Consider the following 13,138-nt stretch of genomic DNA (forward strand, 5'->3'; position numbering starts at 1 on the left):
TCAAATCCTCCCCACTCGCCCACATCGGCATCCAGAACAAGCTCTACAAGCTCGCCGAGATGACATCAGGATCCAGTGGTTAGGCAAATACCGGTCCACCAGAACCGTCCTTACCACTCACGAGGCCTAAATCGTTTGCCCCCGCTCACCCAGATGTCGCACACTACTCGCACCCCAGTCCAGGAGGAGGACACATGCCGCGACGCCGCTACGCCATGGCTTGCCTCTTCCTTGGCATGGAAGAGAAACACGGCTCCCCGCCGTCGTCCTAGTGCGACGTCGTACCAGTGAGCCGCCCTTCGGGAAACCGAACCGGGCGGCTTTTTCATGATGAACCCTTGTAGCTCAACGGAAAGAGCACGGCACTACGAATGCCGGGGTCCAGGTTCGATTCCTGGCAGGGGTACTTCTGGAACGAAACGCCTTTGGTGCGCAGTGTGCGCCGGAGGCGTGTTCCAGGCCAAACCCCCGGCACGGCGGGGAAACCTGTTCCGTCGTACCGGTGCGGCGGTGTGGGGTCCGTGCGCTCCACGCCGCCAGACGCGCACGGTCCGGCGACCGGCCGGGATTCATAGCCCCGGCCAGCCTGGCTCGACACCAGGGTGCGCGACTCAGGACGCCTTGCGGGCGCTGTGCACGTCGCCGCTTTCGTGGCGGTGCAGCACGATGTCCCGGAAGCCGTTGTCCCGCAAGCCTTCCTCGAACGAGAGCCCGTTCGTGGCCACGACCACGAGCAGCCCGCCCGCCGCCAGGCTCGCGGTGACACGGCCGAGCCGGCCGGGGGAGTCCAGGAAGGCCAGGACGATCTCGAAGGTCCCCATCACCGGCAACCGGTCGAGCCGGTGGACCTCGTAGGAGATCCCGATGGGATTCCGTTCTTCTTCGCGTTGGGCGACCGCGATCAGCACCTGGTCCGCGTCGACCCCGACGACCCGGCCGGCGCCCTCGCCGCGAAGCAGCCGGGGATAGCGGCCATCGCCGCACCCGACGACCAGGACCGACCTGCCCGCCAGGTCCGGCAGCACTTCGAGCAGCGCCGCGGCCTGGTCCGCCATAGCGCCGACGCTAGCCGACGGGATCACCGTCCCGACAGGACCAAGAGGCCTATCCCGGACCAGGGCCGTGCCCGTATCCGCGATGAGCCGGACAGCAAGAAGCCCCGCCGCGCGATACGCGGCGGGGCTTCTTGTGAACTGTCGAAACCGTCAGGTGGCCGCAGAGCCCAGCACGGTCTCCTCGGCCTTGTTGTCGGTCAGCGCGATGTGCTTCTTGCTGCGCCGGTTGCGCTTCTCGAGGTACGTCGCCAGCGCCGTCAGCAGGAGGCACAGGCCGACGTAGATGCCGGTCGCGACCAGCGTCGAGGGCACGATCGGGCGGCCGAACTCGCCCTGCGTGCCGATGTAGCGCGCGTAGTACAGCAGTTCCTGGAACGTGATGATGAAGCCCAGCGCGGTGTCCTTGAGCAGCACCACCAGCTGGCTGATGATCGTCGGCAGCATCGCCCGGATCGCCTGCGGCAGCAGGACGAAGAACATCACCTGGGTCTTGCGCATGCCGAGGGCGTACGCGGCTTCCGCCTGGCCCTTGGGCAGCGCCTGGATGCCGGCGCGAAAGACCTCGGCGAGCACCGAGCCGTTGTACAGCGTGAGACCGAAGACCACGCCGAGGAACGGGGTCATCGGCACGCCGACGGCCGGAAGACCGAAGTAGAAGAGGAACATCAGGATCAGCGCGGGGATGGCGCGGAAGAACTCCACGATCGCCCCGGAGATCCGGCGGATCCAGGCGTGGTCGGACATCCTGCCCGCCGCGAACACCGCACCGAAGACCAGCGCGAGGGCGGCCGCCACCGCGAAGGCCCGCAGGGTCTCGAGCACGGCGTTGAGCAGGTCGATCTGGACCTGCTGGTACTGAAGCCATTCCCACTTGCGCGCGGCGAACTGGCCGGTGTCGTAGAACCGGTAGACGACGAACGCGATCAGGGCGGCGATGGCGAGGACGCCGATGACCGCGTACAACCGGTGACGCATCCGGGCCTTGGGGCCGGGGACGTCGAACAGGACACTGCTCATCGGGCCACGCTCCAGCGCTTCTCCAGGCTCCGCTGGACGAAAGAAAGTACGGCGACCAGGATGATGAAGCCCAGCGCGACCCACAGGAGGCCGATCAGCTGGTTGTCACCCCGTTCGGAGAGGTAGGACCGGATCGCGCCCGCCTCGGCGACCGAGAAACCGGCGGCGATCGTGGTGTTCTTCAGCAACGCGATCAGGGTGCTGACCATCGGCGGCGCCACCGAGCGCAGCGCCTGCGGCAGGATGATCTGGCCGAGGATCTGGCCGAAGGTCAGCCCCAGCGCGCGCCCGGCTTCGGCCTGGCCGACCGGGACGGTGTTGATGCCGGACCGGACGACCTCGCAGATGAACGCCGAGGTGTACACGGTCAGCGCCACGACCGCGGCGGTGAAGAAGCTGAGCTTGACGATGTCCAGCAGCGGGTAAGCGAACACGAAGAACGCGAACACCAGGGTCAGCGGAGTGTTGCGGATGAGGGTCACGTAGGTCGTGCCCGTGGCGCGGAACGCCACGACCGGACTCACCCGCATCATCGCCAGAATCGTGCCGAGGATCAGGCTGCCGAAGGCGGACCAGATGAACAGTTCGATCGTGGTGAGGAAGAACGGACCGTAGAGGTCCAGGTTGTCGAGCAGGACGTTCATGGAGCCTTTCCCCGCTGCCGTCGACTGGAGGTGGGTGTGGAGCGGCCGGTGAACCCATTCACTGGTCCACCGGCCGCGGGACTACATCAGTACTTCTGCAGGGTGGGCTTCTGCGCCGCCGAACCCGACTTGCCGAGGGTGGCGTCGTAGATCTTCTGCCAGGTGCCGTCGTCCAGCGCCTTCTGCAGGGTGTCGTTGATCTTGTCGCGCAGGACCTTGTCGTCCTTGTTCAGGCCGATGCCGTACGGCTCCTTCGAGAAGGTCTTGCCGACGACCTTGAAGTTCTCGGAGTCCTCCGAAGCGAAGCCCTTGAGGATCGCGTCGTCGGTGGTGACGGCGTCGACCTCCTTGGTGGAGAGCTTCTCGACGCACTGCGAGTACTTCTGGAACTCGACGATGTTGCCGGGCTCGGTCAGGCCCTGGTCGCGAACGCGCTGGATCGGGGTCGAGCCGGTGACCGAGCAGACCTTCTTGCCCTTCAAGGTCTCCGGGCCGGTGATCGAGGAGTCGTCCTTGCGCACCAGCAGGTCCTGGCCTGCCTCGAAGTACGGGCCCGCGAAGGAGATCTGGGCCTTGCGCTTGTCGGTGATCGTGTAGGTGCCGACGTAGTAGCCGACGTCGCCGTTCACGATGGACTGCTCACGGGCACCGGAGTCGACCGTCTTGAAGGTGATCTTGTCTTCGCCGAAGCCGAGGCTGGCGGCGACGAGCTTCGCGATCTCGATGTCGAAACCACCGAACTTGCCGCTGGTCGGGTCCTTCTTGCCGAGACCGGGCTGGTCGTCCTTGACGCCCAGGGTCAGCTTGCCGTCGGCCTTCATCTTCGCGAAGACCGGTGAGCCCGCCAGGTCGACGTTCGACGCCACCGTGTACTGGGGCAGCTGCGCACCGGCGTTCGCGCCTTCGGAGCTGCCGCCGGGCGAGCTGGGCGTGCCTTCCTTGCCACAAGCGGTCAGTGCGAGACTGCCGACGAGCAGTCCCACCGCAAGGGTGCGGATCCTCATGTGAACCTCTCCTGTTTCATCCGTCGATGCGGCACGCGCCCGCGCCGCGGAAATGCCTAGTGGGTCAGGATCTTGCCGAGGAAGTCCTTGGCACGGTCCGTCTTCGGCTTGGTGAAGAACTCTTCCGGGGTGGAGTCCTCGACGATCTCGCCGTCGGACATGAAGACCACCCGGTTCGCCGCACGCCGCGCGAAGCCCATCTCGTGGGTGACGACGAGCATCGTCATCCCGTCCTTCGCGAGCGTGGTCATCACGTCGAGGACCTCCTGGACCATCTCCGGGTCCAGTGCCGAGGTCGGCTCGTCGAACAGCATCACCTTGGGGCGCATGGCCAGCGCGCGGGCGATCGCCACCCGCTGCTGCTGCCCGCCGGAGAGCTGCGCCGGGTACTTGTCCGCCTGGTTGGCGATACCGACGCGCTCGAGCAGGTCCATCGCGGTCTTGCGGGCCTCGCCCGAGTTGACCTTGCGGACCTTCATCGGCGCGAGCATGACGTTCTCGACGATCGTCTTGTGCGCGAACAGGTTGAACGACTGGAACACCATGCCGACGTCGGCGCGCAGCGCGGCCAGCGCCTTTCCTTCGGCGGGCAGCGGAACGCCGTCCACCGCGATCTCACCGGAGTTGATGGGCTCCAGCCGGTTGATCGCCCGGCACAGCGTCGACTTGCCAGACCCGGACGGCCCGAGCACGACCACGACCTGCCCACGCGGCACCTCGAGGTTGATCTCCTTGAGCACGTGCAGGTCGCCGAAGTACTTGTTCACGGCGGCCGCCTTGATCATCGGCGCCGCCACCTCCGCGGTCATCTGGCCTCCAGGAGCGTTCGTTTGCAGGGGACTGCGGGGTCAGGCACCACGCGATGGCGGAAACCTACTCCCGTCGGACCGCTTGTAAAGGCGGCTTGACCAATACTTAGGGTTTCAAGTCCGTATCGTTCCGAGCCACCGGACGGACGCGGTCCACCTCCGTCCGGCGCTGATCAGCCTAGACAAGGCAGGGGTGTCCCGTAACCGGGGTCACACGACATCTGTGACGCATCGTGACCGGACGTGCCGCTCACTAGGCCGGACGGCCCAGCGGTACGGGCAGCGCGAGAGGTGACTCACCCCATAGAGTCGTTCTTCAGTCGTCGCGGTGCGGGGACGGCGTGAAAGGGAAAACACGGGTGCGGGTACTGCTGGTGGAGGACGACGACCGGGTCGCGGGCGCCTTGACGCCCGCGCTGGCCCGGCGCGGCCTGACGATCAAACGCCTGGCCTCCGGCGCCGGGGTGCTCGAGCTGGTGCACGAGGTCGACGTCGTGCTGCTCGACCTGGGGCTTCCCGATATCGACGGGATCGTCCTGTGCCGCCGGATCCGGGCGGTCAGCGACGTCGCGGTGATCGTCGTTTCGGCGCGGGGCGAGATCGACGACCGGATCCAGGGCCTGCGGTCCGGCGCCGACGACTATCTGGTGAAGCCCTACGACGTCGACGAGCTCGTCGCCCGCGTCGAGGCCGTACGCCGTCGCCGGGGTGAACGCCCGGCCGTGCCCGAACCGGCGGCCGTCATTCGCGCGGGTGATGTCTCGGTCGACATCGGACGGCACGAGGTGCAGGTCGACGGGCAGCCGGTTTCGTTGTCCCGCAAGGAGTTCCAGGTACTCGCGCTGGTGGTCACCGCTCGCGGCGCGGTGTGCGCCCGCGACCACGTGCTCAGCGAGGTCTGGGGGCACCGGGGTCCGGCGGAGAGCCGCTCGCTCGACGTCCACGTCGCCACCCTGCGGACCAAACTGGGCAGGCCCGCGCTCATCGAGACCGTCCGCGGCGTCGGGTACCGCCTCGGCGGCGCCTACGGCCCGGCCGAAGAGGGCTGATCAGGTGCGCGTCCGGCTCCAGGCGATCGTGCTGACGCTGGTCGCGGCGCTCGTGTTCGGTCTCGGCATCCCGCTCGCGCTCAGCGTGGCGGCCAGTGTGCAGCTCGACCTCTTCCTCGACCGCCTCACCGACACCTCCCGGTTCGCGTCACTGGCCCAGCGCCCGCTGGTGGAGAACCGGCCGGACCTGATCGAGGACGAACTCCGCCGCTACACCGAGGTCTACGGGGTCCCGGTGGCGATCGCCGACCAGGACGGCGAGGCCGTGGCCGGCGGGCGTGCCGAAGCCACGAAGATCGACCTCAAGGACCCCGTCATCGCTTCGCATCTGCAGCAGGCGCTCGCGGGACGGCGGTCCGAGCCCGGCCCGCTGCTGATGCCGTGGGCCACCGAGCCGCTGGTGCTGGCCGAGCCGATCCTGATCGACGGCGAGGTGCGGGGCGCGGTGATCACCCTGTCCTCGACCGACAAGGCCCGCGCCGACCTCTTGTGGTGGTGGCTGCTCATCGCGGCGGGCGCGGTGGTGGCGTTCGGGCTCGCGCTGCTGGTCGCGGTGCCGGTGGTGCGCTGGATCCTGCGCCCGGTCCGGCGGCTCGACGACGCCACCGGTGCCCTGGTCGCCGCCGTGGTCAGCGGCCGTGAGGTCGAGCGGGTGGGGGAGTCGGGCGGTCCGCCGGAACTGCGGCAGCTCGAACGGTCCTTCGACCGGATGGCCGCCAGCGTCGACGAGGCGCTGTCGGCGCAGCGCGCGTTCGTCGCCGACGCTTCCCATCAGCTGCGGAACCCGTTGACCGCGTTGAAGATCCGGCTCGGCAACCTCGACGGGCACGTCGACGACGACCTGGCCGCGGCCGACCTCGAAGCCGCCGTCGTCGACGCGCGGCGGCTCAACCAGATCCTCGACGAACTCCTTTCACTGGCCCGCGCCGAAGCTTCGGGTGGCGAACTGGTGCCGGTCGGCCTCGACGAGGTGATCGGTGCCCGGGTCGCCGACTGGACCGTGGTCGGCGCGACGCGCGAGGTCACGCTGGTCTCTTCCGGACTGGGCGGCGGCCTGCGGGTGCTGACGCCCGCGCGCGGGCTCGAAGTGGTGCTCGACGCCCTGCTGGACAACGCGCTCAAGTTCACCGAGCCGGGAACCGAGGTGCGGGTCGCCGTCACCACCGCGGACGGGAAGGTGGACATCGCCGTCCGCGACCACGGACCGGGCCTGCGCGAAGAGGAACTGGAGCGCGCGGCGGACCGGTTCTGGCGGAGTGCCGCGCATCAGAACGTGCCCGGCTCCGGCCTCGGCCTGGCGATCGTCACCGAGATCATGGTCCGCTCGGACGGTTCGCTGCGGCTCGGCTCACCCGAAGGCGGCGGTCTCGAAGTGACCGTGACCCTGCCGGTCGCTAGTCAGTGCTAGTCAGTGCTAGTCAGTGCTAGTCCTTGAGCGACCGGAAGTACCGCAGAGCACCCGGGTGCAGCGGCAGGGGAGAGGTCTCGATGGCGGGGTGGACGTCGATCGACAGCGCCGCACCGGCCGCCTTGCCCAGCTCGTCGCGTGCTTTGAACAGCCCTCGGACCAGCGCCTCGGCGACGTCGTCCGACATCGAGGCGGGCACCACCAGGAAGTTCGGCAGCACGAGCGTGGTCACCGGCCCCGGCAGGTCGTAGGCCGTCGCCGGGATGGTCGCGGTGCGGTACACCGGGCTGGTGGCCCGCAGGGCGTCCGCGAGGTCGGTGATGTCGAGCAGCCGCAGGTCGACCGTCTTCGCCCGTTCCGTGATCGAAGGCGTCGGCACGCCGCCGGACCAGATGACGGCGTCGATCTGCCGGTTCTCCAGCGCGGGCAGCGCTTCGTTGAGCCCGAGGTTGCGGCGGTCGATCGCGCCGGTCAGGCCGGACGCCTTGAGCAACTGCTTCGACAGGAACTCGACGCCGGAGTCCGGCGAACCGATCGCGACCTTGTGCCCGCGCAGCTGCGCGAACGACTTGATCGACGAGTCGGCCCGCACGACGACGTGCAGGTAGTCGTCGTGCACGCGGGCCAGCGCGGCCAGCCCGGCGGTGTTCTCGGTGGCGACGTCGGCGGCCACGAACGCGACATCGGCCTTGCCCGCGCGGACCCTGGCGATGTTGTCCGGGGAGCCCTCGGTCACCTGGACCTCGGGGCGTTCGGCGTCCAGCTCCGCGGCCCAGGCGTCGGCCAGAGGCTCGGCGAGCTTGTCGTAGACGCCGCCGTTGAGCCCCGCCGCGATGCGCACCCGCGTCCTCGACAGGTCGGGCCCGCACCCGGTGGCCAGGACGCAGACCACGGCCAGTCCCGCCGCCAGCACGCCCCGTCTCCTCATGAGGGTCGATCGTGCCATGGAACCCCGCCCGCGTACCCTCGAAGGCGAGATGAGCGCGCGCACATACCAGATCCGCACCTTCGGCTGCCAGATGAACGTGCATGACTCCGAACGTCTTGCCGGGCAGCTCGAGGACGCCGGCTACGTTCCGGGTGACGGCGAGGCCACACCCGACCTGATCGTGTTCAACACCTGCGCGGTGCGGGAGAACGCGGACAACAAGCTGTACGGCACCCTGGGGCACATCCGGCCGCAGAAGACCGCGAAACCGGACATGCAGATCGCCGTCGGCGGCTGCCTCGCGCAGAAGGACCGCGGCGAGATCGTCAAACGCGCGCCCTGGGTCGACGTCGTGTTCGGCACGCACAACATCGGCGCGCTGCCGACGCTGCTGGAGCGCGCACGGCACAACTCCGAGGCCGAGGTCGAGATCCTCGAAGCGCTCGAAACGTTCCCCTCGACGCTGCCGGCGAAGCGCGATTCGGCGTACGCGGGCTGGGTGTCGATTTCGGTCGGCTGCAACAACACCTGCACCTTCTGCATCGTCCCGGCGCTGCGCGGCAAGGAACGCGACCGCCGCCCCGGCGAGGTCCTGGCCGAGGTCGAGGCGCTCGTCGCCGAGGGCGTGCTCGAAGTAACCCTGCTCGGCCAGAACGTGAACTCCTACGGCGTCGAATTCGGCGACCGCCTCGCCTTCGGGAAGCTGCTGCGCGCCTGCGGTTCGGTGGAGGGCCTGGAGCGCGTCCGGTTCACCTCGCCGCATCCGGCGGCGTTCACCGAGGACGTCATCGACGCGATGGCCGAGACGCCGAACGTGTGCCACCAGCTGCACATGCCGCTGCAGTCCGGCTCGGACCGCGTGCTGCGCGAGATGAAGCGGTCCTACCGTTCGGGGCGCTACCTCAAGATCCTCGACCGCGTCCGCGAGTCGATGCCCGACGCCGCGATCACCACCGACATCATCGTCGGCTTCCCCGGCGAGACCGAGGAAGACTTCCAGGCCACGCTCGACGTGGTCGCGCAGGCGCGGTTCTCCACCGCGTTCACCTTCCAGTACTCGATCCGGGCCGGTACGCCCGCCGCCGAGATGGACGGGCAGCTGCCGAAGGAGGTCGTGCAGGAGCGCTACGAACGGCTCGTGAAGCTGCAGAACGACATCTCCTGGGACGAGAACAAGAAGATCGTCGGGCGGCGCGTCGAGCTGCTGGTCGCCTCCGGCGAAGGCCGCAAGGACAGCGAGACGCACCGTATGAGCGGCCGGGCCCGCGACGGCAGGCTCGTCCACTTCACGCCGGCCGGGCCGCTGGTGGACCGCTCGGTGCGGCCGGGCGACGTCGTCGAGACCGTGGTGACCTACGGCGCTCCGCACCACCTGGTCGCCGACAGCGATCTGCTGTCGCACCGCCGCACCAGGGCGGGCGACAACTCCGAGGCCGGGCTCCGGCCGAAGACCAACGGCGTGACGCTGGGCCTGCCGGGCTTCGGTGCCCCGGCCGTCACGCCGGAACCGGTGAGCGGGTGTGCACTGTGACCGAACCGAAGATCGACGAACTCGCCGCGGAGATCGACGAGGTCGGCGAGCGCGCGGCCAAGACGATCGAGCTGGGCAGGCGCGGATTCTCCATCGCGGTGCTGGCGTTCGTGCTGCTGGTCGCGCAACTGCTGCCGTGGGTCGGCGAACACGCGGGCTGGGAGGTGCTGCTCGGCAGGGGCGGCGGGATCCCGCAGCTGTTCGCCGTGACCTCCACCGGCATCGGCGTTTTCGCCTCCGCCGTGGCGCTGGTGACCCGGCGCTGGTGGCTGGCCTGGGTCTGCGCCGCGGGCGGCTGGTTCGCCTCCGTCGACGGGATGCTCGCGATCTGGTCCCAGCAGTCCTCGCACGCGACCGGCGCGGCCGGTGGCGGTCCGGGCTTCGGGATGATCCTCGCCTGGTTCGCCACCGTCGGGCTGGCCATCTACTGGATGCGTGCCGCTTTCTCGCGGAGCTGACCCGGCGGTGCCGCTTCGCCCTCCCCGAACGCTATGAAAGGCCCGTTACTTGCAAAATTTGCAAGTAACGGGCCTTTCATGGCGCGCTCTGGGGCTTACCGGTCCGCGATCGCCGCTTCAGCCGCTTCGAGCCACTCACGCCACTGCGCGGCCTGCTCGTCCGCCTTCTTCGCGCGACGCTCGTCGCCCGCCGCACGGGCCTTCTCCGCCTGCGACTCGAACTGCGCGACCCGCTCGCGGAACTGCGCCGCCCTGGCCTGCGCCTCCGGGTCGGTCCGCCGCCACTTGCTGTCCTCGGCCGACTTGACCGCGTCCTGCACGGCCTTCAGGCGGCCGTCCAGTTCGCGGATGCGCTCGCGCGGGACCTTGCCGATCTCGTCCCACTGTTCCTGGATCTTGCGCAGGTGGTTCTTCGCCGCGTCGAGGTTCGAGGCCGGGTCGATCTTCTCGGCCTCGACGAGCAGCTCTTCCTTCTGCTGCGCGTTGGTCGCGAACTCGGCGTCCCGCTCGGAGAACACCGAAGACCGGCGCGCGAAGAACTTGTCCTGCGCGGCGCGGAAACGCTGCCAGAGCGCCTCGTCGCTGTCCTTGGGCGCGCGACCGGCGGCCTTCCACTCGGTCATCAGGTCCTTGTAGCGGCCCGCCGTGTCGCCCCAGTCCGACGACTCCGAGATCGACTCGGCTTCGGCGATCAGTTCTTCCTTGCGGTTCTTGGCACCCACGCGCTGCTTGTCCAGCTCGGCGAAATGCGAGCCCCGGCGCCGGTTGAACGCCTCGCGGGCCTTGGAGAACCGCTTCCACAGCTCGTCGTCGGTCTTGCGGTCGACGCCCTTGACGGTCTTCCACTCGTCCAGGATGGCGCGCAGCCTGTCGCCGGCGGCCTTCCACTGGGTCGACTCGGCGGCGAGCTTCTCGGCTTCGTCGGCGAGGGCCTGCTTGCGGACGACGGCTGCCGCGCGGGCCTCTTCCCGCTCCTGCTTGGCCGAGGCCAGCGACTTTTCGGCGTGGGCGATGACCTGCTCGATACGGCCGCCCAGCGCGGCGATGTCGCCGACGACGGCGGCTTCGGAGAGCCCGTCGCGCAGCTGCGTCGCCGTCGCCAGCGCGTGCTTCGGGTCGCCCGCGCCGGACTCCAGCCGCGTCTCCAGCAGCTCGACCTCGGTGCGCAGGTCGTCGAACCGGCGCGCGTAGTGGAGCAGTCCCTCGTCCGGGCTCCCGGCCTGCCAGACACCGACCGCGCGTTCGCCGTCGGGCGTGGTGACGTAGACCGTGCCTTCGTCGTCGACCCTGCCCCAAGCGGACGGGCTGGGCTCGGCGGGCGGCACGGGGGGTGCGGGGTGCCCGCCACCGAGCGCGTGCGGCACCGGGTGCGGCGCCGGGGTACCGGTGGTCGTGTTCTCCTGGGCCATCGCAGGCTCCTTATCGCCTGTACGCCCGCTGGCGCGGGCGCCCCGCCTAGCGGCGGGGCCGGGTAATGCGTTGCCGTCTTGCTTCGGGGGCATCAACCCCTTGCGGCATTCAAGCAGCTCAGCGTCCACCGTGGAACCGGATGAACCACCCGAGGGCAGTGATCCTACTTCCGGAGGACCCTCCGTGTCGGTGGGTTGCGGGTCGTTCGGGGCGGGGAAGGTAACGTCGGCGGCCGTGATCCGCCGTGTCGCCGTGCTCCCGCAGCCCCCTCTGCTCATCCCCGAACTGGCCGCCGGAGCGGCGGACGAGTGCGCCGAGCTGCGCGAAGCCTGCCTCGCCGCCGCGCGGAGCCTGACCAGCGCTTCGCCGGACTGGGTCGTCGTCGGCGCGGCCGTGGGCGCGCCCGCGGTACCGGAAAACGCGAGCGGCTCTTTCCGGGGATTCGGAGTCGATCTCGGAGTCTCACTCAGCCGGGTGACAACGCCCGAAACGGAGCTGCCCCTGCCCGCGCTCGTCGCCGGCTGGCTGCGTGAGCAGGGTGGCGCGTCATCCGTCCGAGTCCATCTCGTCGACCCCGCGACCCCTCCCAGCCAGTGCGAACTGTTCGGCCGCGAGCTGGGGGAGCCCGCCGCGGTGCTCGTCCTCGGCGACGGTTCGAGCAGGCACGGTCCGCGTTCCCCCGGTGGTGAGGATGAGCGCGCTGAGGGTTTCGACGCCGCGATCCGCGACGCGCTGGCCAAGGCCGACACGGGCGCGCTGGCCGCACTCGATCCGGCCTTGGCCGCCGAACTCGGGGCAGGGGGCCGCGCGCCTTGGCAGGTCCTCGCCGGACTGGCGGACGGCGACTGGACCGCCGACGTCCTCTACTCGGCCGCGCCGTACGGCGTCGGCTACCACGTCGCGGTCTGGGAGCGGGCATGATCCGGCCGGTCGCGGTCGTCGGGCCCACGGCGACCGGGAAGACCGCGCTGGCGGTCGAACTCGCCCTCATCCTCGGGGGCGAGGTGGTCAACGCCGACGCGCTGCAGTTGTACCGGGGGATGGACATCGGGACGGCCAAGGCGACCGCCGAGGAGCGGCGAGGCGTGCCGCATCACCTGCTGGACGTCCTCGACGTCACCGAGACCGCCTCCGTGGCCGCGTACCAGCGCGACGCGCGAGAGCGCATCGAAGACCTCCTCGCCGCCGGTCGCGTGCCGGTCCTCACCGGCGGGTCGGGGCTCTACGTCCAGGCCGTGCTCGACGACCTCAAGTTCCCGGGCACCGATCCGGACGTGCGTGCGCGGCTGACCGCCGAAGCCGACGAGATCGGCGTCGCCGCGATGCACGCCCGGCTCACCGGACTGGACCCGATCGCCGCCACCGCCATCCTGCCGACCAACACCCGCCGCATCGTGCGCGCGCTCGAGGTCATCGAGATCACCGGCGAACCGTTCTCGGCGAACCTGCCGAAACCGGGGCCCGCGCGCTACGACACCGTGCTGATCGGCATCGACCGCGAACCGGCCGAACTCGACGCCCGCGTCGACCGCCGCGTGGAGCTCATGTTCGAAGCCGGACTCGTCGGCGAAGTCCGGACGCTGCTGGGCCAAGGACTCCGCGACGGGCTCACCGCGTCGAGGGCCTTGGGCTACCAACAGGTGATCGCCGCCCTCGACGGAGACGAGGACTTCCAGGCCGCCGCCGAGGCCACCGCGCAGGCGACCCGGAGGTTCGTGCGGAGGCAACGTTCCTGGTTCCGGCGGGACAAGCGCATCCAGTGGTTCGACGGCGGTTCGGAGCGGCTGGCCGAGCGCGTCCTCGAAGTGACGGCCCAGTAATCTTG

13 protein-coding genes and 1 tRNA gene are annotated in these 13,138 nt (G+C 69.4%); 7 read left to right on the plus strand and 7 right to left on the minus strand.

Translation table 11 applies throughout. The features are described 5' to 3' along the window. Positions 1–334: 334 nt before the first annotated feature. A tRNA-Arg gene (locus ACLJRM_RS14140) sits at positions 335–406 on the plus strand. A 205-nt stretch (positions 407–611) separates the two neighbouring features. On the opposite strand, the gene ACLJRM_RS14145 is transcribed toward ACLJRM_RS14140, so the two are convergent. The 5 genes from ACLJRM_RS14145 to ACLJRM_RS14165 all read right to left on the minus strand — a co-directional run bounded on the left by ACLJRM_RS14145 (position 612) and on the right by ACLJRM_RS14165 (position 4,505). Next, positions 612–1,055 (minus strand): class I SAM-dependent methyltransferase, encoded by a 444-nt coding sequence (locus ACLJRM_RS14145; protein WP_410663193.1) that lies wholly within the window; start codon positions 1,053–1,055, stop codon positions 612–614. A gap of 150 nt (positions 1,056–1,205) precedes the next feature. Continuing rightward, positions 1,206–2,072 carry an amino acid ABC transporter permease gene (locus tag ACLJRM_RS14150; RefSeq protein WP_410602251.1) on the minus strand — a complete coding sequence of 289 codons (867 nt, stop codon included), beginning with the start codon at positions 2,070–2,072 and terminating at the stop codon, positions 1,206–1,208. Then, positions 2,069–2,716, minus strand: coding sequence for an amino acid ABC transporter permease (locus ACLJRM_RS14155; protein WP_410663194.1), 648 nt, complete (start codon positions 2,714–2,716; stop codon positions 2,069–2,071). Before ACLJRM_RS14155 ends, ACLJRM_RS14150 begins: the two co-directional genes overlap by 4 nt. An 86-nt stretch (positions 2,717–2,802) precedes the next feature. Next, positions 2,803–3,720, minus strand: a complete 918-nt coding sequence (locus ACLJRM_RS14160; protein WP_410663195.1) for a glutamate ABC transporter substrate-binding protein — start codon at positions 3,718–3,720, stop codon at positions 2,803–2,805. 56 nt (positions 3,721–3,776) lie between these two features. After that, positions 3,777–4,505, minus strand: a complete 729-nt coding sequence (locus tag ACLJRM_RS14165) for an amino acid ABC transporter ATP-binding protein (protein ID WP_410663541.1) — start codon at positions 4,503–4,505, stop codon at positions 3,777–3,779. Positions 4,506–4,888: 383 nt separating this feature from the next. Here ACLJRM_RS14165 and ACLJRM_RS14170 point away from each other — a divergent pair, with 383 nt between their 5' ends. Beyond that, positions 4,889–5,578: a response regulator transcription factor gene (locus ACLJRM_RS14170; protein WP_101606392.1), complete on the plus strand. Its 690-nt coding sequence runs from the start codon at positions 4,889–4,891 to the stop codon at positions 5,576–5,578. Between the two features lie 4 nt (positions 5,579–5,582). Beyond that, complete coding sequence (locus ACLJRM_RS14175) at positions 5,583–6,986, plus strand: ATP-binding protein (RefSeq protein ID WP_410663196.1); 1,404 nt, start codon at positions 5,583–5,585, stop codon at positions 6,984–6,986. 16 nt (positions 6,987–7,002) lie between these two features. Here the strand turns inward: ACLJRM_RS14175 and ACLJRM_RS14180 are convergent, their stop codons facing one another. After that, positions 7,003–7,914 (minus strand): TAXI family TRAP transporter solute-binding subunit, encoded by a 912-nt coding sequence (locus tag ACLJRM_RS14180; RefSeq protein WP_410663197.1) that lies wholly within the window; start codon positions 7,912–7,914, stop codon positions 7,003–7,005. A 16-nt stretch (positions 7,915–7,930) separates the two neighbouring features. Between ACLJRM_RS14180 and miaB the strand changes: the two genes are divergently transcribed. Together miaB and ACLJRM_RS14190 are read left to right on the plus strand one after the other, a co-directional pair. Then, a complete protein-coding gene (gene miaB, locus ACLJRM_RS14185) occupies positions 7,931–9,445 on the plus strand; it encodes a tRNA (N6-isopentenyl adenosine(37)-C2)-methylthiotransferase MiaB (RefSeq protein WP_174720530.1) in 1,515 nt (504 codons plus the stop codon). Beyond that, complete coding sequence (locus ACLJRM_RS14190; protein ID WP_101606395.1) at positions 9,442–9,903, plus strand: hypothetical protein; 462 nt, start codon at positions 9,442–9,444, stop codon at positions 9,901–9,903. The genes miaB and ACLJRM_RS14190 overlap by 4 nt, the downstream gene beginning before the upstream one ends. 95 nt (positions 9,904–9,998) lie before the next feature. Here ACLJRM_RS14190 and ACLJRM_RS14195 read toward each other — a convergent pair whose 3' ends face one another. Next, positions 9,999–11,312, minus strand: coding sequence for a DUF349 domain-containing protein (locus tag ACLJRM_RS14195; RefSeq protein WP_410663198.1), 1,314 nt, complete (start codon positions 11,310–11,312; stop codon positions 9,999–10,001). A gap of 235 nt (positions 11,313–11,547) precedes the next feature. Between ACLJRM_RS14195 and ACLJRM_RS14200 the strand changes: the two genes are divergently transcribed. Beyond that, positions 11,548–12,234, plus strand: coding sequence for a class III extradiol dioxygenase subunit B-like domain-containing protein (locus ACLJRM_RS14200; RefSeq protein WP_410663199.1), 687 nt, complete (start codon positions 11,548–11,550; stop codon positions 12,232–12,234). Continuing rightward, positions 12,231–13,133 (plus strand): tRNA (adenosine(37)-N6)-dimethylallyltransferase MiaA, encoded by a 903-nt coding sequence (gene miaA / locus ACLJRM_RS14205; RefSeq protein WP_410663200.1) that lies wholly within the window; start codon positions 12,231–12,233, stop codon positions 13,131–13,133. Before ACLJRM_RS14200 ends, miaA begins: the two co-directional genes overlap by 4 nt. Positions 13,134–13,138 lie beyond the last annotated feature (5 nt).

Source organism: Amycolatopsis sp. lyj-84 (genome assembly GCF_046549075.1).
In the GTDB taxonomy this organism is placed as follows: Bacteria; Actinomycetota; Actinomycetes; order Mycobacteriales; family Pseudonocardiaceae; genus Amycolatopsis.